The organism is Chryseobacterium lactis (genome assembly GCF_003815875.1).
Lineage (GTDB): Bacteria > Bacteroidota > Bacteroidia > Flavobacteriales > Weeksellaceae > Chryseobacterium > Chryseobacterium lactis.
The window spans coordinates 1,384,843-1,407,040 of the sequence record NZ_CP033924.1 but is presented as its reverse complement, the minus strand read 5'-3'; the positions used below and the strand labels follow the sequence as shown (position 1 = coordinate 1,407,040).

Annotated in this window: 20 protein-coding genes; 7 read left to right on the top strand and 13 right to left on the bottom strand. The window is 37.9% G+C overall.

Features of this window, described 5'->3' with window-relative positions; all coding sequences use genetic code 11:
- Positions 1-396: 396 nt before the first annotated feature.
- From EG342_RS06030 to EG342_RS05995, 8 genes are all read right to left on the bottom strand, one after another.
- Positions 397-1,932: a YifB family Mg chelatase-like AAA ATPase gene (locus tag EG342_RS06030; protein WP_103288851.1), complete on the bottom strand. Its 1,536-nt coding sequence runs from the start codon at positions 1,930-1,932 to the stop codon at positions 397-399.
- A 198-nt stretch (positions 1,933-2,130) separates the two neighbouring features.
- Positions 2,131-3,096 carry a T9SS type A sorting domain-containing protein gene (locus tag EG342_RS06025; RefSeq protein WP_103289306.1) on the bottom strand — a complete coding sequence of 322 codons (966 nt, stop codon included), beginning with the start codon at positions 3,094-3,096 and terminating at the stop codon, positions 2,131-2,133.
- 34 nt (positions 3,097-3,130) lie between these two features.
- On the bottom strand, positions 3,131-4,537 hold the full coding sequence (locus EG342_RS06020; protein WP_103288850.1) for an outer membrane beta-barrel protein: 1,407 nt from the start codon (positions 4,535-4,537) through the stop codon (positions 3,131-3,133).
- Complete coding sequence (locus EG342_RS06015; protein ID WP_103288849.1) at positions 4,530-5,096, bottom strand: RNA polymerase sigma factor; 567 nt, start codon at positions 5,094-5,096, stop codon at positions 4,530-4,532. Before EG342_RS06015 ends, EG342_RS06020 begins: the two co-directional genes overlap by 8 nt.
- A gap of 93 nt (positions 5,097-5,189) precedes the next feature.
- Positions 5,190-5,771 (bottom strand): DUF4840 domain-containing protein, encoded by a 582-nt coding sequence (locus tag EG342_RS06010; protein WP_103288848.1) that lies wholly within the window; start codon positions 5,769-5,771, stop codon positions 5,190-5,192.
- Between the two features lie 253 nt (positions 5,772-6,024).
- A complete protein-coding gene (locus EG342_RS06005) occupies positions 6,025-7,440 on the bottom strand; it encodes an efflux transporter outer membrane subunit (protein WP_103288847.1) in 1,416 nt (471 codons plus the stop codon).
- On the bottom strand, positions 7,427-10,585 hold the full coding sequence (locus EG342_RS06000) for an efflux RND transporter permease subunit (RefSeq protein ID WP_103288846.1): 3,159 nt from the start codon (positions 10,583-10,585) through the stop codon (positions 7,427-7,429). The genes EG342_RS06005 and EG342_RS06000 overlap by 14 nt, the downstream gene beginning before the upstream one ends.
- A 30-nt stretch (positions 10,586-10,615) precedes the next feature.
- Complete coding sequence (locus EG342_RS05995; protein ID WP_103288845.1) at positions 10,616-11,734, bottom strand: efflux RND transporter periplasmic adaptor subunit; 1,119 nt, start codon at positions 11,732-11,734, stop codon at positions 10,616-10,618.
- A gap of 306 nt (positions 11,735-12,040) precedes the next feature.
- Here EG342_RS05995 and EG342_RS05990 point away from each other — a divergent pair, with 306 nt between their 5' ends.
- Entirely contained in the window at positions 12,041-12,634 is a 594-nt protein-coding gene (locus EG342_RS05990; protein WP_103288844.1) for a porin family protein, read from the top strand.
- A 163-nt stretch (positions 12,635-12,797) separates the two neighbouring features.
- Here the strand turns inward: EG342_RS05990 and EG342_RS05985 are convergent, their stop codons facing one another.
- Entirely contained in the window at positions 12,798-13,562 is a 765-nt protein-coding gene (locus EG342_RS05985) for a LytR/AlgR family response regulator transcription factor (RefSeq protein WP_103288843.1), read from the bottom strand.
- Positions 13,559-14,677 (bottom strand): sensor histidine kinase, encoded by a 1,119-nt coding sequence (locus EG342_RS05980; protein WP_103288842.1) that lies wholly within the window; start codon positions 14,675-14,677, stop codon positions 13,559-13,561. The genes EG342_RS05985 and EG342_RS05980 overlap by 4 nt, the downstream gene beginning before the upstream one ends.
- A 230-nt stretch (positions 14,678-14,907) precedes the next feature.
- Between EG342_RS05980 and EG342_RS05975 the strand changes: the two genes are divergently transcribed.
- On the top strand, positions 14,908-15,732 hold the full coding sequence (locus EG342_RS05975; protein WP_103288841.1) for a universal stress protein: 825 nt from the start codon (positions 14,908-14,910) through the stop codon (positions 15,730-15,732).
- Between the two features lie 115 nt (positions 15,733-15,847).
- Here EG342_RS05975 and EG342_RS05970 read toward each other — a convergent pair whose 3' ends face one another.
- Entirely contained in the window at positions 15,848-16,717 is an 870-nt protein-coding gene (locus tag EG342_RS05970; protein ID WP_103288840.1) for an ATP-grasp domain-containing protein, read from the bottom strand.
- A gap of 193 nt (positions 16,718-16,910) precedes the next feature.
- On the opposite strand from EG342_RS05970, the gene EG342_RS05965 reads away from it, so the two are divergent.
- The 4 genes from EG342_RS05965 to EG342_RS05950 are packed head-to-tail and all read left to right on the top strand — an operon-like array spanning position 16,911 to position 18,814.
- A complete protein-coding gene (locus EG342_RS05965; protein ID WP_103288839.1) occupies positions 16,911-17,420 on the top strand; it encodes a hypothetical protein in 510 nt (169 codons plus the stop codon).
- Complete coding sequence (locus EG342_RS05960) at positions 17,417-17,764, top strand: tRNA-binding protein (protein ID WP_103288838.1); 348 nt, start codon at positions 17,417-17,419, stop codon at positions 17,762-17,764. Before EG342_RS05965 ends, EG342_RS05960 begins: the two co-directional genes overlap by 4 nt.
- Before the next feature lie 18 nt (positions 17,765-17,782).
- Entirely contained in the window at positions 17,783-18,484 is a 702-nt protein-coding gene (locus tag EG342_RS05955) for a 3'-5' exonuclease (protein ID WP_103288837.1), read from the top strand.
- 3 nt (positions 18,485-18,487) lie between these two features.
- A complete protein-coding gene (locus tag EG342_RS05950) occupies positions 18,488-18,814 on the top strand; it encodes an SUF system Fe-S cluster assembly protein (protein WP_103288836.1) in 327 nt (108 codons plus the stop codon).
- A 128-nt stretch (positions 18,815-18,942) separates the two neighbouring features.
- Here the strand turns inward: EG342_RS05950 and EG342_RS05945 are convergent, their stop codons facing one another.
- Together EG342_RS05945 and EG342_RS05940 are read right to left on the bottom strand one after the other, a co-directional pair.
- Complete coding sequence (locus EG342_RS05945) at positions 18,943-19,779, bottom strand: sulfurtransferase (RefSeq protein WP_103288835.1); 837 nt, start codon at positions 19,777-19,779, stop codon at positions 18,943-18,945.
- Between the two features lie 133 nt (positions 19,780-19,912).
- Positions 19,913-20,761: a hydroxymethylglutaryl-CoA lyase gene (locus tag EG342_RS05940; protein WP_103288834.1), complete on the bottom strand. Its 849-nt coding sequence runs from the start codon at positions 20,759-20,761 to the stop codon at positions 19,913-19,915.
- Positions 20,762-20,950: 189 nt separating this feature from the next.
- On the opposite strand from EG342_RS05940, the gene pepT reads away from it, so the two are divergent.
- Positions 20,951-22,198, top strand: a complete 1,248-nt coding sequence (pepT, locus tag EG342_RS05935; RefSeq protein ID WP_103289303.1) for a peptidase T — start codon at positions 20,951-20,953, stop codon at positions 22,196-22,198.

The following is a 22,198-nucleotide window of genomic DNA, read 5'->3' as shown; positions in this document are numbered from 1 at the left end:
CAGCTAAGGTGATAAACACTTTTTATATTGCTCATTTTTTAAGAATCTGGTTTTCAGAAAGGACTTTCTACAGATGCCGAGATTAAAAATTATTCAGTGTATTTAAAAAAAATAACATTTTTAATAATTTTTAAACATAAATAGAAAAACAATTATAAATTTAATTTATATAATGAAATATGATTAATAATTCATCAATCAAACTTAACATAATAAATTAAATAAAGTGTTACATAATTACAACCTTATTCCCTTTATGGAGAATTAAACTTTTGAAACCAAGGTGTAAGGAAAATACCGTATCTTATTAATCTTCAAATATTTTCCCTTGCAATAAGACACGAAAAAAGTCGTATTGAAACGACTTCTGGCCTATTTTATCATTTTATTTTGAAACTAAGCATTCCAAAATTCCCGATCCAGACTTCTGTATTGAATGGCTTCGGAAATGTGATGCGAAAGAATTTTTTCAGATTCTTCAAGATCAGCTATTGTTCTGGCCACTTTGAGGATACGGTCGTAAGCTCTGGCAGAAAGGTTAAGCTTTTCCATTGCCAGTTTAATAAGTCCGAAAGAAATTTCATCCAACTCACAAAAGGCTTCAATTTCTCTGGGACCAATTTGGGCGTTACTGCTGATATTTAAATTTTTATATCGTTCATTCTGAATATCTCTGGCCTTCAGAACACGCTCTCTGATGTCTTTACTTTGTTCTCCCTTTCTTTTTTCGGAGAGCTGCTCAAATTCTACCTTCTGAACTTCAATATGGATGTCAATCCGATCCAGCAAAGGACCTGATAGTTTGTTCATATATCGCTGCATTTCGTAAACAGATGAGGTATTGCTGGGGTCGTCGGGGAAAAATCCGCTTGGACTGGGATTCATAGAAGCTACCAGCATAAAACTCGCCGGATAATTAACCGTAAATCTGGCTCTTGAAATGGTTACTTCACGGTCTTCCAATGGTTGCCGCATCACTTCAAGAACGGTTCTTTTGAATTCCGGCATTTCATCCAGAAACAAAACTCCGTTATGAGCAAGAGAGATTTCTCCCGGTTGAGGGTAACTTCCACCACCGACAAGTGCTACATCGGAAATCGTGTGATGAGGAGATCTGAAAGGACGAACGGTCATTAAGGAAGCTTCTGTTCCTATTTTTCCGGCAACAGAATGTATTTTAGTGGTTTCCAACGCTTCTTTCAAAGTTAGCGGGGGCAAAATACTGGGAACTCTTTTGGCAAGCATTGTTTTTCCGCTGCCGGGAGGTCCTATGAGAATAATATTATGTCCTCCAGCCGCTGCAACTTCCATGGCTCTTTTAGCTGTTTCCTGGCCCTTCACTTCAGAAAAATCAAATGGAAAATTATTGATTCTTTCACTGAATTCTTTCTTCGTATCCAATATCACTTTTTCAATAGGCTTTCCTTCGTTGAAAAAATCGATAACTTCTTTGATATTTTCCACACCATATACATCCAGATCATTTACAATAGCTGCCTCACGGGCATTTTGAATGGGAAGAATAATTCCTTTAAAACCTTCTTCACGGGCTTGTATGGCAATGGGAAGCACTCCTTTGATAGGCTGAAGACTCCCATCTAAGGACAATTCTCCCATAATGATATAGTTTTGAATCTCCTCAGCCAGTATCTGATCTGAAGCGGCCAGAATACCAATCGCAATGCTGAGATCATAGGCAGAACCTTCTTTTCTGAGATCCGCAGGCGCCATATTAATCGTAATTTTTTTCCCCGGAATTTTATAGCCCACATTTTTCAATGCCGCAGAAATTCTGTAGCTGCTCTCTTTAATGGCATTATCGGGAAGACCAACCAAATGATACCCTACTCCGCCGGTATCTATATTAACCTCAATTGTTATCGTCTGTGCAGAAACTCCATGAATGGCACTACCATAAATTTTAATCAGCATGGGTGTGTTTTTGCTGTAAATGTAACTAATATCCTATTTTACAAAGAGTTGATTTATATTGATAGTATTCTATAAAAAGAGAGGTATCTAAAATGATATTAATAAATCTATCTTTTGAAATCGATATAAAAAAGACCGGCGCAAATAAATTTGCGCCGACCCAACCATTATTAAAAACTAACGAAAGATTATTTAATCTTATTTTTTTATAAATTTATTTTTGTACTCATTTTTCCCGTCAGAGCTTTTTGAAATAATGATATAATTCCCCGGAACCAGATGAGAAACATCAATAGCTTGTTTGTATTGATGATCTCTTTTTTGCAGAACCAGTTTTCCGGTCATATCGATAATAGAAATCTCTTTGTATGCTTTATCGGATTCTTTTCCGATGTATAAAAATTGGGCGGTAGGATTCGGATATACTTTCAGGTTGTTATCTCTTGTTTTTGTTTCTCCTGTCCCCATATTTTCACAAAATCCCCAGCTTCCGAAATTGAGTTTTACGAATGAGTTTGTTCCCAGGAATTTGCACTGATCAGGGCAATATTCTGTACAAGCGTAAAATCCATATTCCCCGGAAGTCGTAGCGGTATAAGAATCTCCCGTAACGCCACTGATGATACATGGATCTCCTGCCACAGGAGGAATATTACCTGGAAAGCACTGATACCATGTGTGTACTCCGTAAACAATGGGAAAAGCATCATCAAATTTTACGGAAGCTCCTTCGCAAACATTTATTTCTCCCCCTCCCAGGTCTTCGTATGTTCCTGGTGTAAGGGTCGTCATCATAGCAGGAAGTGCATACACAAAGCCATCGGCCATGATCGCAGGACTCTCGGCTGTACAGTCGCCCTGAGTTACTGCTACTTTAAAATAATACAATTGATCATTCCCACTAATGGTTAACTGTTGTGAGGTGGCTCCCGGAATAATTTCCCAAGGATTATTATTGGGCGTTTGCCATGTCCATGCCTGTTTGTACCACTGATAGGTGCCAAATATCTGTGTAGAAAGTATTTCATCTTCTGTTTCACAGAACAAAATCTTATCCGGATATTTTAGTCCAAGTCGTGGGCTGGTAATTGTGGGATTACATTGTGCTTTAATATTCATTATGCTGAATACTAAAAAAGCGAAAAAAATTAGTTTTGTTTTCATATCGTAATATTTGGTGTTGATGTTAAATTTATATTCAATCAAGCAGCAGCCTGAGCCCGAACTTGACATTGAAGTGTAAAGGTTTTTCTTTATAAATGGTATTGGGAGCATTTTCATCTTTAAAGTGATATCCGACTCCGGGTTCCGCATAAATTCCCAACTTGTCAATCACCTTTAATTGAAACCCAACTGCAGTGCTAACAGAAAACTGTAATGGTTTATGCTCTAAATTCTCCTTCGACGTTTCTTTCACCTCATCATTTACAACATAAGTAGTTGTAATACTTCCTGCTACAGGCTTTTCTACCAATGCTCCACCCGTTACATATCCTGTAAATCGTCCTTTCTGAATAACATTATAATTTACCTGAACCGGAATTCCGATGTAATGAACAGACTGGTCGCTTTTTATATAGTTGGCATTGCTTCCCGAGTGAAGTTCAGAGGCCAGTTTTGTATAATTCAATCCTGTTCCTATTCCCCATTTCTTCCCCAGATTATAGTAAAGTGACAGCCCAAATGTAACCGGCACTTTATGTCTTATCCTTGCTTCTACAGGCTGGCTTTGATTGGCCAGCAGTATTTCGGTCAACGGATTATCATCGTAGGTCGTAGCAGTCCAAACTTCCTGAATATTCATAGGCTTTCCGGTAATGGAAGCGTATCCGGGGAATTGCTGTTCTGCAGCATTGGATGAAGCATTTCCCGCAAGCATGCTCAGCATCCATGTTTTTCCCTTCCGCGATTTCACATCTTTATGCCGTGTATTTTCTGCATATTTTTCGCTTGTCTTTTCAGGTGTAAAGAGTATTTCATTTTCTGATGTCTTCGCCGGTTCATCATTAATTTTTTCTTGAGCCAGAGGTAAGCTTTCGGGAGTTTTATTTTCCTGTACTCCTTTTTGAGCAACATCAGCAGTCTTTATTTCCTGAATATTAGCGATTTGATGTATCCCTTGTTCCAAAGAATTTTTAAGACTTCTATGTTTAATAATTTTCTCGGGAACAATAGCATTCAATATATTTTCTGCCACAGAAATACCAGAATTCGCGTTTTCTAGTCCTATTGAATTACCGATCTCTTCTGCATTTTTTAACCTTGGATGCTCTCTGGATTCTTTTTTCAAATCAGTCTTTTTCTGAGAAAGTTTCTGATTGGTATTATCATTTGACCAGTCTGTTTTTAACATCAAAAAAAGCAACGCAATCGCTGCAGCAATACCTCCGATGCGATAAATCAAAGATCTGCTCACTTCATTTCTCCTAACGTCTCCTTTTGGCTTTTCAACAGCTTTAGCCTCAGAAGAGATATCGGTTATGATCATATTCTCGTCATTTTCGGAGAACAGGTCATCTCTGATATCATCCCACAACCCATCAGGAACATCTTCTTCATGGTCTTCCATTCTGCTACGCAGGTTATTTAACCATTCATTATTCATATTGTGCTTTTTTTGACGTTTTAAATTCTTTTATTTTCTGAACAAGCAGTCCTTTTGCCCGATGAAATTGTGATGCAGAAGAGTTTTCGGCAATTCCCAAAAGCCCGGCAATTTCTTTGTGACTTCTTTCTTCAAAGACAAACAGATTAAAAACCGTTCTATATCCTTCCGGCAGCGATAGTATCATTTTCATAATATCATCCTTCGGGATTTCTTCAAAATCAGGTTCTTCCTCATTAGGCATATCCGGGAGATCATGAACTTCTACGTTTGATGTAAAATCCTTTTTCTGTCTGATATGTTTCAATGCTTCATTGACTGTAATCCTGGTCATCCAGGCCCTTAAAGACCCAGCTCCCCGATATTCAAATGACTCTATGGAACGGAACATTTTGATAAAACTATTCTGCAGAATATCATGGGTATCCTCTTTTTCAGCAACATAACGGGAACAGACATAAACCAGATTTCCGGAATAGGCTCCAAAAAGCTCTTTCCAGGCAGCTTCCTCCTTTTGCAAAAGGTGCTTTACCAAAATCTGTTCTTTGCTTTCTTCCATGTACTGCCGCAGTATCTGATTGAATATTGATTAAATTTCAGAGCAACAATAGATTGCAATTTCTAAGATGCAATCTATTGAGGACTCTTTCTACTAGTTAGTTTTTATACAAAACGGAAAATTATAATTGATCGCTTCATAAGGAGCTAGTGCCGTCCCATCGACTGTGATCTTATCCGCGACTAAAGCGTATCTTAGTGATTGATCCATTCCTACGAAAAAGCCTTTTTGCTTGGCAGCCAATACCACACTTGTATTTTTAATTGCTCCGTCCACAGGAATCTTAAGCTCCAAAGTTTTTGGTGCAAAAACCAGTTCTACTACATTATTGGCTGTATTAACCGAAGCCGTATATTTAAGATCATAAGGTATTTTTCCCATTGTTTTTAATGCCGCTTCCGCTTTTACAGGATCTTTCACAACATTTTTTACTATCTCTTCAACAGGAAATTCGGCAAATGAGATGGTATCTTTTTTAACTTTAAAATCCTGTATTTTTTCTTTTTTAATATTTCCCTGTACGATAATAAGTTTTCCTTTATAACTTCCTTTCACATCTTCCAGTTTTACCGGTGGTATTTCCTGTCTGTCATCATTAAGACATGAGGATAAAACAAGGCCTGTCATTACGATTAAAGCAGCTATTAAAAAACGGGGTACTGTAAATTTTTTCATTACATTATTTTTTCATTAAACATTAATTTATTTCGAGTACTCATTTATATAAATCTGCTTTTTCAGAAATCTTGCATGAAATTTCAAAAAAAAGATAATTTATTTCTTAAACAACTGATTTAAAGAGAATAAAAATCATCACCCATTTTGCCTATTATAAAAAAAATTTACTCCTTTTCCTAATTTTCGTTATTAAAATAAAAAAAGGAAGCTACATTACGTAACTTCCTTTTACCTCTTCATTATTTACATTTTATTGTACTCCTCCGCCCAGAGCCCGGTACAGATCGACCTCAGCATTTAATCTTTCGAGGGTCACATTATTGGCCTCAAGATCATTCTGAAGTTTATTATTCTGTGCTGTAATGACCTCCAGATAAGTAGCCATACCACTTTTATATAATTTTAGTGCATCATTAATTCCTTTATCTAAAATCGCCGTTCTCTGTTCCAAGAGTTCTAATCGCTCAGAGGAGCCTTTGGATTTCGCCATCGCATCAGAAACTTCACCAACAGCAATCATTACGGATTGTTTAAAATTGATCGCCGCTTTTTCCTGTTCAATCAAGGCTGTTTCATAGGCAGTCTTAAGTTGCTTTTTCTGGAAAATCGGAGCTGCAAGGTTTGCCGCAATCGCTTTGGTAATGGATCCCGGAATATCAAACCATGAATTGAATTTGTTGGAATTCACTCCAATTTGCGGACTCAGGCTGATACTGGGATACATGGCGGCCTTTGCCAATCCTGTTTTTGAGTTCAGGCTGATCACATTAAATTCGGCCACTTTTAAATCCGGTCTTCTGCTCAATAGCTGTGCAGGAAGTCCTTCTGTTAACTTATTTTCAGGTATCATTGCTTTCAGGCTACCTTCTCTTTCAATTTTGGAAGGATATTCTCCACAAAGGATGCTCAATGCATTTTCCTGAATGGAAATATTCTGTTTGGCAAGCGGAATCAACAATTCTGCTGTTTTCTTTTGTGCCTCGGACTGCTGAACTGCCAATGAATTGATTTGTCCTGCTGTAAATTGCAGGTTCATCATTTTAAGTGTATTATTACTCAATTCAATATTTTGTTCTGCAATGTTAAGCTGCTCATCCAGACTTATCAGGTTATAATAAGCTTGTGCTACCTGTACAATAATCCGGCTTTTAATAGCATTCAGATTTTCCTTTTGAGCAAAATATTCAGCGGCGGCAGATTCTTTCTGCATTTTTGCTTTTCCCCAAATATCCACTTCCCATGAAAGTCGAAGAGTAGCATTAAAGTCGTCCAGATATTTTGTTCCCAAAAACTGCTCATTCAAGGAACCGTTAAGGCTGTTCTGGGATGCCCAGCTTCTGGTAGCTCCTGCACTGAAATCAAGAGTAGGCATAAGAGACAGTTTTGCCTGCTTATAAATCAGATCAAGCTGTTCTATATTTTTCAGCGCTACATTTACTTCTGTATTTCTGGTAAGTGCTTTATCTATTAATCCGATGAGCTTAGGATCTTTAAAGAAAGTCTTCCATGGAAGCACCACCGTATCTCCTGTCACCTGTACCGATTCTTTGAAATTGCCAGGCACCTGAAGATCTGTTCTCGCATAAGGTTTTCCCACGGTACAAGACACCAGTAACGATGCCATTGCGCCTGAAATAAGGAAATTCTTTATCTTAAATATTTTCATTTGTCAATTGATTTGTGATGGTATTATACTTCTTCTTGGATGAAACTTTCTCGTCCAGATACTGGAAAAACATATAAAGTACAGGAATTACAAATACTCCTAAAACAACTCCGCTTAACATTCCTATCGCTGCACTTACACTCATTGATTTGTTTCCTGAAGCCATTCCCCCCGTGGAAATCATCAATGGAATCATCCCCACGATAAATGCCAGTGAAGTCATGATAATAGGACGTAGTCGTGCCTTTGCTCCTTCCAATGCAGAGTCTAAGATAGACAAGCCGGCTTTTCTCCTCTGCACCGCAAACTCAACAATAAGGATTGCATTTTTCGCTAACAAACCGATAAGCATGATCAAACCGACCTGTACGTAAATGTTATTGTCTAATCCGATTGCTTTTATTCCTAAGAATGCACCCACAATACCTGTCGGAATGGAAAGCATTACTGCCAATGGAAGAATATAGCTTTCATATTGAGCTGCAAGAAGCAGATATACGAAAAGCAAACACAATCCAAGGATAACAACGGTTTGATTTCCTGCTGATTTTTCTTCCAAGCTAAGCCCTGTCCATTCATAACTATAATCGGAAGGCAGTTTGCTTAACGTTTTTTCCATTTTATCCATCAAAGCTCCGTTACTGATGCCCGGCTTCGGAGACACGTTAATGTTCAGTGAGTTATAAAGATTGTAACGTTGAACGTATTCCGGTCCATAGACTTTTTTCAAAGTAATCAATGTATTAGCCGGCACCATATCACCTTTATCATTCTTGACAAAAATATCATTGAAGGCCTGTTCATCCATTCTGAAAACTCCGTCAGCTTTGATATTCACTCTATAGAATTTCCCAAATCTTGAAAAATTCTGAGATTGGTCTCCTGAGAAATAGGTCTGCACAGATCCCAACAGGCTAGAAATACTTACTCCTAACTGCTTAGCTTTATCTTCATTCACTTCCAGTTCGAGCTGAGGGTAATCTGCCCGGAACATGGTATAAGCAAATGCTACTTCAGGAATCTGCATCAGTTGCCCGATCACCTCATCTGCCTTCGCTTTAAGAACCTGCGGATCTCTTCCCATACGGTCCTGTAGTACGATTTCTGCATCATTCGTCATTCCATACCCTTCTACCGGTGGCATTCTGAACGTCATCACACTACCTTCTTTGATGGCAGCCAGTTTTCCGTTAGCCATATCTACAATTTCCTGGATGTCCTGAACTTTACCTCTTTCTTTTTTAGGCTTCAGTTTAACAAATCCCATTGCGTAAGCCGGGCCGGCACTGTTACTTAATAAGTTATATCCTGTAATGGAAGTATTTTCCTTAACAGCATCAATATCTTTTAAAATTGCATTAATCTTATTGGAAACTTCGGTGGTTTTTGTCAGTGCAGTTCCTGGTGGCATACTTAGCGTATACATGAAGAATCCATCATCTTCCATTGGAACGAAACTTTTCGGTGTAGTGAACATCAGCCATCCTGCTACTCCAATAATAGCAGCTACCATACCTCCTGCAATCCACTTACGACCTATCAGAAACCTTACTCCTTTTGCATAACGATCGGTCATATTATTGAACCCGGCATTAAAGGCCACAGAAAATCTTTGCCCGAATCCTTTTGGCTTACCTCCTTCTTCTGCATGGTGATTTTTCAGGAACACAGCACACAAGGCCGGAGTCAGTGTTAATGCATTGGCGGCTGAAATAATAATAGCAATAGCCAGTGTATAGGCAAATTGTTTATAGAACAGCCCTGCAGAACCCGACATAAACCCAATCGGAATAAATACTGCTGACATCACCAACGTAATGGAAATAACGGCTCCCGTAATCTCACTCATCGCTTTATGTGTAGCATCTCTTCCGGAAAGATTAGTTCCTTCCATATTACTGTGGACAGCTTCCACTACAACAATTGCATCATCGACGACAATACCAATGGCCAGTACAAGGGCGAAAAGCGTCAGTACATTGATGGTAAATCCTAATACCAAAAGGAAGAAGAATGTACCAATAATAGCTACCGGAACCGCAATCGCCGGAATAATCGTCGACCTGAAATCCTGTAAGAAAACAAATACGACAATAAATACAAGGATAAAAGCTTCAATCAAAGTAGATTTCACCTGTCCTGTTGCTTCATCCAATCTTTCTTTGGTACTCATTACCTTGGTATATTTTATACCGGGAGGGAAAGATTTTGACAGTTGGTCGATGGCCTTATTCACTCCTATTTCAATCTGGTTTGCATTTGATCCTGTCGTCTGCATAATGGCAACGGTAACTGCATTTTTACCATTGGAAAGGTTATCTCCGGTATTCGAAATAGCTCCAAATTCTATACGGGCTACATCTTTAAGCCTGATTACCTGAGTCCCCGTATTTTTAACAACAATATTCTCGTATTGTTCCGGCTTGTTCTTCTTTCCTTTATATCGAATCACATATTGGAGAGCGGCATCCGATTCTTCTCCAAGCTTACCCGGAGCAGATTCTAAACTGTGATCGGCAATAGCATTCGATACATCTGCAGGCTCAAGTCCATAGGAAGACATTTTCTGAGGATTTAGCCAGATTCTCATGGAGTAGTCTTTAATCCCGAAAACCATCGCCTGTCCTACTCCTTTTATCCTTTTTACCTGCGGGATAAGGTTGATATTGGCATAGTTCTGCAGAAAAGTTTCATCATACTGCTTATTATCTTCCGTATAAATGTTGAAAATCAACACCATACTGTTTTGCTGTTTGGAGGTTGTCAACCCCATTCTAACCACTTCCTGAGGAAGTATCGGAGTTGCCTGTTGTACTCTGTTTTGTACATTTACAGCGGCCTGATCGGCATTTACTCCTTGTTTAAATATGATAGAAATGGAGAATGTACCATCATTACTTGCGGTAGATTTCATATACTCCATATCTTCTACCCCGTTGATCTGCTCTTCCAGAGGCGTTACCACGGAACGGATTACGGTTTCACTGTTTCCACCCGGATAGGAACCGGAAACAGTGATGGTAGGCGGCGAAATATCCGGGAATCTGGTCACGGCCAGCTGGTTTAATCCAATTATCCCTAAAATGACAATAATAAGGGATATCACCGTCGCCAGTACCGGACGATCTATTATCTTTTTTAACATTTTCGAATTTTCTAAGAATGATTATAAAAATTATTTCAAAGGAATCACTTTAGCAACCACCTGAGCGCCATCTGTAAGGGCATCAATCCTGTTGATTGCAATTTTATCTCCTGCATTCACTCCTTCTTTTATAAAGTAATCCTGGGAAGTACCTCCTGAGACTTTAATCTGAGTCATTTTCACTTTATCTTTACCCTCCAGTTTGTACACGAAGAATCTGTCCTGAATATCTTTCACTGAGGTTTTCGGAAGCTTAACAACTCCATTTAGTGCATTATGAATCATCACTCTGGCAGTACCTCCTGCTCTCAATAACTTGTCCGGGTTCTGGAAAACGGCTTTCATCTGGATACTTCCGGTATTTCTATCAAAGTTTCCACTGGCACTTTCCAATCTTCCTCTAAAAGAATAGGTGGAACCGTCTGCTAAAATCAATTCTACATTTTCTGCATTATTTCCAGCGGTCGTGGCTTTACTGTGTGCAATAAAATCTGCTTCGTTCATCGAAAAATAAACGTTCACCGTATTGATATTGGAAAGACTCGTCAAAGGTGAGGGATCAGAAGGACTGATCAGATTTCCTACTCTGTTTGGAATTCTTCCGATGTATCCGCTTACCGGTGCTTTGATATAGGTAAAGTTGGCATTAATCTTTGACGATCCTAATGAAGACTGTGCTTGTGCTACCTGCGCTGAAGCTGCTTTAAAGCTTGCCTGAGCTGTTTTAAGCTGCATATCGGAAACTACTTTTCCTTCCACAAGGGGCTTTAGTTTCTCAATCTCCAGTCGTGCGGTTTCCTGGGCTGCTAAAGCTGCTTTTAGACCTGCCTGATTGGTATTAACCTGTTCATTATAAACTGAAGGGTTAATTCTAAATAAGGTCTGCCCTTTACTAACGTATTGTCCTTCTTTAATATATACTGCTTCCAGGTATCCCGTTACCTGTGCCTTTATCTCAACATTATCCTGCCCTTCAATACTTCCCGGATATCCGGTTGATACATCTTCATTTCCTGATTTCACCTGGATAAAATCGGTCGGTAACGCCGGCATTTGCTGTGGGTTTTCCTGGGCACTCCCGGAACCGCAGGAATACAATATAGCTGCAGCTGTGAGTGAAAGTACCCAATATCCTTTTCTGTAATTCATAACATTTGATTTTAAATTTTACAGCAACAAAATAAGCTCATATAATAAGGATATACATTCAAAAATATGGTGAAGCGTAATTAATCGCAGGTGAAGCGTATGATAGCAAAAATGAAAAGAAAAGGTGCTATTTAGCTTAATAAAATTCGTAATTAAAGGTGTTTTTCGCCTTACTATTTTAAAAATACGGTTGACCTTTTAATTTCTACGGTTCACTTTTTAAACTGGAGGTGAGGATCAGTTCTGCTTCTAATTTCGCAGTATTAATCAATCAAAAAAACAATCAATAATTTAAATTTTTATCAAATGAAAAAGTTTTTAGCCATCACAGCCATTGTATTAGGGATAGGAATACAAGCTCAGCACACTAAAGAAATGAAAAAAGATTCAGGGATAGAACTGATCCCTAAGGCCGGAATTAATATTGCGACTCAGTCTATTAAAAATGTGAACGGTGAGAAATCCAAAACATCTTTCCAGGCTGGTTTAGGAGTTAATATACAAACCGGATTGCGAAATTTTTCTATACAACCTGAAGTCAACTTTATGAGTAAAGGAACTAAGATTAAAAACAATTTTGGAAGCCAGACTTACAACTTCAATTATATAGAAATTCCGGTATTGGCGAAATACAGCTTTGGACCGATATATGTAAATGCAGGTCCTTCCATAGGATTTCTTATGGGAAAAAGCGACAAAATAAAATCCGCTTACGGAAAGACGAACACTGTAGATTTTGGACTACAGATGGGTGCAGGCTTGGCAATTCCTGCTGGCCCGGGAAAATTGATTGTAGACGGAAGATATAACCTGGGATTGAGCAATATTTCGGATGAGAAAGGGGTAAATGTGAAAAACAGAGGTTTTGCCATTTCCCTGGGATATGCGATTCCTTTGTAGCCAGCTGTCTTAAGTAAAACCAAAACACATAACTCTCTTTATATCCTGATCCCTTCATGAGTCATTCATGGGGGGATTTTTCATGATGAGTTCAAGGCTTTTAAAATAAAAAAGATTGCCTTAGAGTACAGCAATCTTTTGGTATTTAATTATTTTTTTTTGATTAATAATCCATCCAGGATTTGAAGATGGAAGCTTTCTCACGACTTACAATTACTTCCATATCAGGTTGTTTCCGCAGCTCCAGTTTCAGTTTTCCATTAAAATGATTAAAAATCTGTTTTACCGAATCGATGTGGATAATAAATTGTCTGTTGGCTCTGAAAAAGAATTTCGGGTCGAGCTGTTTTTCCAGTTCTTCCAGTGTTTGGGGAATGTTTTCAATAACTCCTGTATTCAACATGGCTTTGCTGATGCCCAATTCGGTATAAAAATAGAGAATATCTTCCGCCAAAACGGTCTTATATCCATCTCTGTGAGGAATAAGAAAACGTTTTCTGTAGTCTTTGGGCTGAATATAATTAAGAAGCCCTTCGATCGCTGATCCTAGTACGGGAACAGATTCCATAAAGGTTTCATAGCGTTTTAAAGCGGCATCCAGCTCTTCTTCTTCTATGGGCTTCAGAAGATAATCTACACTGTTGTATTTAAAAGCTTTTACCGCATACTCATCATAAGCTGTGGTGAAGATGACGGCACTTTTTATTTCATGTTGATTAAATATCTCAAAGCTAAGCCCGTCGGCCAGGCGAACATCCATCATAATGACATCCGGAACGATATTATTCTTCAGCCAATGAACGGTTGAGGTGATGGAATCTTCTACGGAAAGTATTTCAATATGGGGTCTCAGCTTTAGCAACAATCTTTTTAACCGGTCGGCATTAGGTCTTTCGTCCTCGACGATTAAAATTTTATTAATCTTCATATCAATGGAAGTTTTACAATAAATTTATTTTCAGTTTTTTCTATAATCGGTTTTTTATATCCCAGGATTTCATATCTGGTAATGATATTGGTAAGTCCTACTCCAGAAGAATCCGGCTTATTGATTAATGGTAAAAAGGTATTGGAAACCACTAGCTCTCCTTCTGAAGTAGTATAGACGTCTATTTCCAAGGGGTTTAATTTTGAGGTTTGATTGTGCTTAATAGCATTTTCAACCAATAACTGTAGTGATAAGGGAAGAGTATACATCGTTCGGAACTCTTCATGAATATCAATTTTAAATATCACTCCTTCTCCGATTCTTTTTTCAATTAAAAAAATATAAGATTCTAAAAACTTCAGTTCCTCTTCCAGTACAATAATATCTTTCTTGGAATTCACCAGCAAATACCGATACACCCGCGCAAATTTTTCTGAATAGTCGTAGCCTAACTGCTGGTCTTCCAAAATAAGTTCAGACAATACACTCAAATTATTAAAGATAAAATGGGGATCTATCTGTAGTTTTAAGGCTTGTAGTTCTGCTGCCATGGCGGCCTGTTTGTGTTTTGATGCTCTCAGCTTATGTTGAGCGGCTTCTACAGCGGTTTTTTTCCAATTTTGAAGCAGGTAATCTACTGTATTAAATGCACTGATTGTCAATGAAACAACAATATTGGTGGCTATCCATTGTCCTAATAATGTATATTCTTTACGGGAATCCATTTCGGGGATACTGTCTGAAGTACATTCTACAATGGAATTAATAATAATGACAATCAATACACTTCCCCCGATCTGAAGCAAACCCTGAATCAACAGCCTCTTTACCGTCCTGTCTTTCCAGGGAAGCAATTTATTTAAACTCCTGTCAATCAATATACTTACTTCCGAGATAATCGCTGAAAAGAAGAATACCCAGAGAGCGTCTTCCGCAAACATTTTGAGTGGCGTCTGCAAATAGTTTTGCCACACAGGATCAAAGGGATCAATAAGATAAGAAAAGATACAAAAGGTAAAAATGGCTACCGCCCAGATAGCCAGCCTCCTTTTCATGGCTGAAAGAATCTTTTTATATCGTATTATATTTTTTCTGATCGTAGAAGTCCTGTTCATTCACTAGGTTTTGTGAATGTAAATATAAAAATAGATTTTATATGCTCCTTTCCTATTTTGAACGAGACCGCTAAAACGGAACATGAAGCGTACTGTAGAAGACTTAAAATGGAAATAAACGTTTCATCACCTTAAAAGTACATTTCAACACCAGTTTCTGCAACGTCACATTATTTTTAGTACCATACCTATAATCTCTATCCTAGATTTGCAGTACCAATCTCAACAGGATGAAGACAATAATTATATGTACAAATTTTTCCCAGGAAGCAGAAAATTCTACTCATTACGCTGCGTCTATGGCGAAAGAAAATAAATATAAAATAGTGCTTTTTAATTTGCAGAGCGTCTCTATTCATGCGTTAAATGCTCAGGCCTCTGCAGATTTTTTTTATACACAAACTCTTAAGAATCAAAAGAAACTTGCAGATACTGCGGCGGAACTGAGTAGGTTATACAACGTTGACACGGATCATCATTTGGCCTCGGGCAATTTTATTGAAGAGCTTGAAAATTGCATACAGGTTAAAAACGGAGATTTCATTGTGATGGGTATGGCTGATAAAACGCTTGAGGAAAGGCTTTTCGGAAGTACCATTATAAAGGCGATTCACCGCGTTAAAAAACCGATTTTAATTGTGCCTTCCCATATAGAATATACCGGCATCAGAAAGATTTTGTTTGCCTGTGATACTCATAAAAATATGACCTGGTCGGCGATGAATGACATTTATAATTTCATCAACGAGTTCAGTTCTGAGGTTGAAGTATTCAATGTAGGTGAGAGAATAGAGGACTTTACCGAAGTGATGCATGACATCGACCTGAATTCAGGGCATGACCTGGAGGATATTAAATACAGCTTTAAGATGATTCAAGCTATTGAAGTCATTAAAGCAATTGAAGAAGAAGTGAAATTAACCAGTGCCGACTTACTCACCATGATTCCGCACAAATATAATTTTGTAGAATCTATTTTTCACAGAAGCAAAACAGCCATCATGGCTTATAAAAATAAAGTCCCTTTATTATCAATCCCCTTAAACATAGATTAAGACTCAATAAAAATCTGTAAACATTTGAATTATCCTTTTTGCCTTTAAAGGCTAAATTTTATACTTAATCTTGTTTGTTTGGGCCGGAAAAATTTCCGGCCCTTTTTATATTTTATCAGGAAATTAGGGACAGCAACGCCTGGTAATAATTCTCCAGTAGATTCTTATCTCCGTTAAGGAATAGGTAAGGCTCTATCAATTCCAGTTCCATCAGGTGGAATGAATTTCCGATTAAAACACCATCTACTCTGGCATACAATGTCGACTGCGGCAAACTTTTTAAATAGGCTCCTGCCTGTTCTATATGCAAAGGATCAGGAGTGGGATAACTGATGCTTCCGCCATGATAATGTTGTACTCTGAAATCGCCCTGTTTAGGAGTCTTTAGTGAGCAGTGGCTATACTTTCCGTTAAAAAATAAGAATGACCACTCACCTTCTTTAATTTCCTCCACAAATGGCTGTACCAAATAATCCTGTTCTTTCAACAATTCTTTTATCTCAACTGAACGTTCTTCAATGTTGTTTTTATCAACAGTAATTGTATTTTGTGCACCGGCGCTTACACATGGCTTTACCACCAGTTTATTTGTATTAAACTGATCAAAAAATTGGGGATCAAAACGACCTCCTCTTTCAATATATCCGGAAGGAATCACGGGAAGCCCTTTCTGAGCAATATCTTTGAGATAATGTTTATCGCTGTTCCATTTGATAATTTCGACAGGGTTTAAAACTTTAACGTCCAGTTTTTCAAGGCCAGTCAGCCAGTTCAAAAATTCATTTAAATGGTTATGATAATCCCACGGAGATTTAATAACTACGACATCAAAACTGCTCCAATTAACCATATCATCATTCCAGATTGTGGAGACAACATCCAGTCCTTTACCGGTTAAAAAATCAATCAGGTCTGTATCTTCATCATTGACAACGCCCTGTGAAAATTTCGCTTCTTTTTTGTAGCCTACTATGGTGATTTTCATACTTCTTTATTTTGAATGATTTCTTAGATAAAGTTCGGAAGATCGCATGAATAAGCACAGACACAGATTTTTTTATTTTGAGGGATACAATTAAGATCAATTATATTCACCAGAATTGTCGGTATTCTTTAATCAGCAAACCTTTTCCTTAATTCTCAATATTTTAATACATTTGTTATCAAACATATTCCAAATGAATTTCGAGCAGGTTAATCTACACCTTAATGCCTACAAAGAACACAACCAGATTTTGGATGCGGCGAAGTATCTGATCCATTCTTTCAATCTGGAGCACGAAAACTTTGCAGGATTTGGATTCAGGCAGGAACTCTCTCCTACTTCGATGCTTCTTACAGCAGAAGGAGAATTGGGAGGCCCGCAGACGGTGATGATTCCTAGAAATTTATTTGATTTTGACCTGAACCTTGTCCTGAATATGATCGCCCACGAGATGCTTCATGTACGACAAAAAGCACCCGGACAAGTAATAGAGGATAAAAATGAAAGAGAATTTCAGGCATATTATGAAATGCTTTTTCATAAAGCTTTCCCGCAGATTCCGGAGGTTTCGGACTTTCATAAAAAATTCTTCGGAGGTAAAGCGCTGGAATATTATAAAAGAATGGGTGAAGACTCAGCACTACAACAAAAATATGCAGAACAGAAAACAGAAGTAGAACATTTAATTAATACATTACCATGACCACAAAACCAGATATCACTTGGGCAGATTTTGAAAAAATAGACATCAGATGCGGCACCATTCTTTCAGTTAATGATTTTGAAAAGGCGAGAAATCCTTCTTACCAACTGGAAATCGACTTCGGAGATTTGGGGATCAGAAAATCATCCGCACAGATTACTTCATTATACCAGAAAGAAGAACTGGTTGGAAAACAGATTTTAGCAGTGGTTAATTTCCCAAAGAAACAGATTGCCAACTTCTTCAGCGAGTGCCTGGTTTTAGGATTATATGGAGAAGATAAAAACGAAGTTACACTTTTAGCCCCTTCATTACCAACAAAAAACGGAATGCAGGTAGGATAGCCAAATAAAAAAACACACATGATACAGACCATACCATTAGAAAGAGTATTATTCCTTGATATTGAAACCGTTCCACAGGCCGGATCGTGGGATGATTTATCGGAAACCGATCAATATCTCTGGGACAAAAAGACGAGGTTCCAGCGAAAAGATGATGTTTCTGCAGAAGATTTTTACGAAAGAGCAGGTATTATGGCCGAGTTCGGAAAAATTATCTGCATCACCATAGGAATGATTGAGAAAAATGATACCTTGAAAATAAAAAGTTTTTCCGGTCACGATGAAAAGAAAATGCTTCAGGAATTTGGAGAAATTTTCAATAGTCCGAGGCTTTATAATGTCATTCTCTGTGCTCACAACGGAAAAGAATTTGACTTTCCATGGATAGCCAGGCGATACCTGATCAACGGGATGCAGCCTCCTGCCCCGTTTCAGATGTTTGGAAAAAAACCTTGGGAAATCCCTCATATCGATACGATGGAGCTCTGGAAGTTCGGGGATTATAAAAGTTTTGTATCACTGGAACTGCTGGCTCATGTCTTTGGTATTCCTACTCCAAAGGATGATATTGACGGTTCAATGGTTTCATCAATTTACTACATAGAAAAAGACTTGCAGCGAATTGTTGACTATTGTGAAAAAGATGTCTTAACTTTGGCAAATATTTTCCGACGTATGCGTCAGGAAGATTTGTTGAAAAGGAATATCAATCTAGATTAAAAAATGAAATTTACAGACGATCAAATTGCTGACATTGGTGAAGAAATCATCAACGTGTTAAAAACCGTATACGACCCTGAAATTCCGGTAGATATTTACGAATTAGGGCTGATTTATGATGTTCAGATTTCCGATGACGCTGATGTAAAAATTATAATGACACTTACTACCCCTAACTGTCCTGTTGCAGAAACCCTTCCGCAAGAGGTGAAAGATAAGGTGGCAGAAGTTGATCATGTAAAAAGTGTTGATTTAGAGCTTACTTTCGAACCGAGCTGGAACAAGGATATGATGAGTGAAGAAGCGAAGTTTGAATTGGGAATGCTTTAAAAGCCGGAAGAATGAGGCAGGATGACTTAATTACTTGTTACCATTTAAATAATACACTCAGCTTCCTCTTAACATAATGGAATATATCCAATAAATATAAACCCCAGACTCATCTGGGGTTTTGCTTTTTAAATATCTTTAGCCACTTCTTTTCCTTCTCTTCTGCTCCATTCGCTCCAGGATCCTACGTAGAGATTCGGAATGGGAAACCCGGCATAATCAAGTGCCAGAATAGTATGGCATGCTGTAACGCCCGATCCGCAATGAATGATTAAATCCTTCGATTTATTTTCCAACAAGGTTTTATACTTTTCTTTTAAGATTTCCTTATTTAAAAAGTTTCCGTTCTCATCCAGATTTTCAGAAAAAGGAATATTGATTGCTCCAGGAATATGTCCGGCAATCAAATCTATTGGTTCTGACTCTCCTTTATACCGGTAAGCATCTCTTACATCAACCACAGTCGAGGTCTTGTTTTTCAACTCATTTTCAACATCTTCCAGCGTTGATACCGGAAGAGACCAGTTTTGCTTTTTTATCAGTGAAGCTTTTTCAAATACTTCTTCTCCTGATGAAAATTCTACTCCATTTTTTTCAGCTGCCTGCATTCCTCCGTCAAGAACTTGAACTTTTTCAAACCCAAAAGATCTTAACATCCACCATGCTCTTGCCGCAGCATTTGAGCCATTTTTATCATCATAGATAACAATATGTGAGCTATCGGAGATTCCAAGGTTGGAAATCGTTTCCGCAAATTTTTCAGTATCCGGTAATGGGTGCCTGCCTCCAAATGCGGCATCATCACCGATCTCAGCCAGATCTTTATCCAAATCAATAAACCGGGCTCCCTTAATGTGCTTATCAAGGTAATTTTTATAAATATCTTTTCCAGCTCTGGCATCAAGAATGATGAGACCATCTGAGGAAATACTTTTTAACTCTAAAGATGAAATTATTGGAGACATTTTGTTGATTTTTTGGTTGAATGTTATTAGGTTTTGGCTAAAGCCAATGAATTTTTATATAGTAAAGCGGGCTAAAGCCCGCTCCCATTGATATTTTAATCTATAAAATCTGTGCGATATTCTTTAATTCTTTTTAAAAATGAAAAATATCCTTAGCTTTATTATATGAACTTTCGAAGTGAAGTAAATTCAATTTATGATCTACTTTTTCAACACTCATAAAGTTGATAACCTGCTCTGTGGGCATATTTCCCACAAGATCATCCTTAGCCATCGGACAGCCGCCAATTCCTTTAATAGCACTGTCGAATCTTTTGCATCCCTGATCATAGGCTGCCTTTAATTTTGAATACGAGTCTTCATAGCGATTGTGAAAATGCCCCCCGAAATTAATTTCAGGATATTTTGAAGGAATTTTTTCAAATAAAAGAGCAATCGTTTCAGGAGTGGCCACACCGGTAGTATCAGAAAGCAGGATATCTTTCACTCCAATTTCTGAAAACCTTTGTGCCCATTGGTCTACATCTTCCCATTTCCACATTTCTCCGTATGGATTTCCAAAGGCCATTGAAAAATAGATGTTCAGCTGTTTTCCTTCGCTTTTTACGAGATCAAGCATCCTGATGATTTCATCAAAAGCTTCTTCCTGGCTCTTGTTGGTATTTCTGTGCTGAAAAGTTTCAGAAATAGAAAACGGAAATCCGATAATATCTACAGACTGGTGCTTCAATGCTTTTTCAGCTCCTCTATAATTTCCGATAATCGCAGAAACCTTTGTATTGGAACGGGATTTATCAATATTTTCAGCGACCTCATCAGAATCAGCCATCTGTGGAATTGCTTTTGGAGAAACAAAACTCAGGCAATCCAATACATCAAAGCCAACATCCATCAAGGAGTTGATATAATCTATTTTTTTATCGGTAGGGATAAACTCTCCCCATCCCTGCATGGCATCTCTAGGACATTCTGTAAGAAACATGTTTACTTTTTGATTTTCTCAAATATAATAAAACTAAATAATTTGATAAGCACTACATACAAAGCTAACACTATTTTGATTTTCAAAGATTTATATCTGATTTAAAATTTCAATAACTGATATTCAGTAGCGAATAACGTATTCTGAACGTCAAATTTGCTAACTTTGTTTAAATTTATGATAAATCTGATGAGTACAATAGAATTCAACCCATTGTGGAAAGAGAAATTACTGAACCGTTTTCTAAGCTATGTAAAAATATATTCAACCAGCGATGCAGAAAGTGAAGCGACTCCTTCTACACCGCGCCAGTGGGATATTGCCAATTACATTACGGAAGAGCTGAAAACAATCGGTTTGGAAAATGTTTCAATAGATGAAAACGGGTATATTATGGGATATATTCCTTCTAACCTGGAAAATGATGACAGACCGACTATCGGATTTATTTCTCACTACGATACTTCACCTGATTTCAGCGGAGAGAACGTAAAGCCTCAGGTTTGGGAGAATTATGACGGGAATGACCTTCTTTTGAACACGACAACCGGATTTAAATTATCTCCTTCAAAATTTGAAAGTTTAAAGAAATATATCGGCCAAACCTTAATTACTACTGACGGAAATACACTTCTTGGCGCAGATGATAAGGCAGGTTGTGCAGAAATTGTAACAGCAGCAGAATATCTGATTGCTCATCCTGAGATTAAGCATGGAAGAGTTGCTGTCGGTTTCACTCCTGATGAAGAAATCGGAAGAGGAGCCCACAAATTTGATGTAGCTAAATTCGGAGCTGAATGGGCATACACCATGGACGGTGGAGAAGTTGGAGAATTGGAATATGAAAACTTCAATGCTGCAGGAGCTGTTGTAAAAATCCATGGATTAAGCGTTCACCCGGGATATGCATATGGTAAAATGGTCAATGCTGCTCTTCTGGCCGCTGAGTTTGCACAAACGCTTCCGGCTAATGAAACACCGGCCACCACCAAAGGTTTTGACGGATTCTACCATTTAATGGACATTACGGCTGATATATCTGAAGCCAAACTTCAATACATCATTCGTGATCACGATGCTGATAAATTTGAAGCCAGAAAAAAATTCTTAGAAGAAAAAATTGCTGAATTCAACCAAAAGCATGGTGAAGGTACTGCTGAAGTAGAAATCAAAGAACAGTACAGAAACATGAAACAGCAGTTTGAGGGTAAAATGCACATCGTGGATCTTGCTGCAAAAGCAATGACAGAAGCAGGTATTGAGCCTAAAATCAAGGCGATCAGAGGAGGAACAGACGGTGCTCAACTTTCTTATATGGGACTTCCTTGCCCGAATATTTTTGCAGGAGGAATCAACTTCCATGGACCTTACGAATATGTAGCGCTGGAAAGCATGGAAAAAGCAACAGAAGTAATCATTAATATCGTAAAAGCTTAA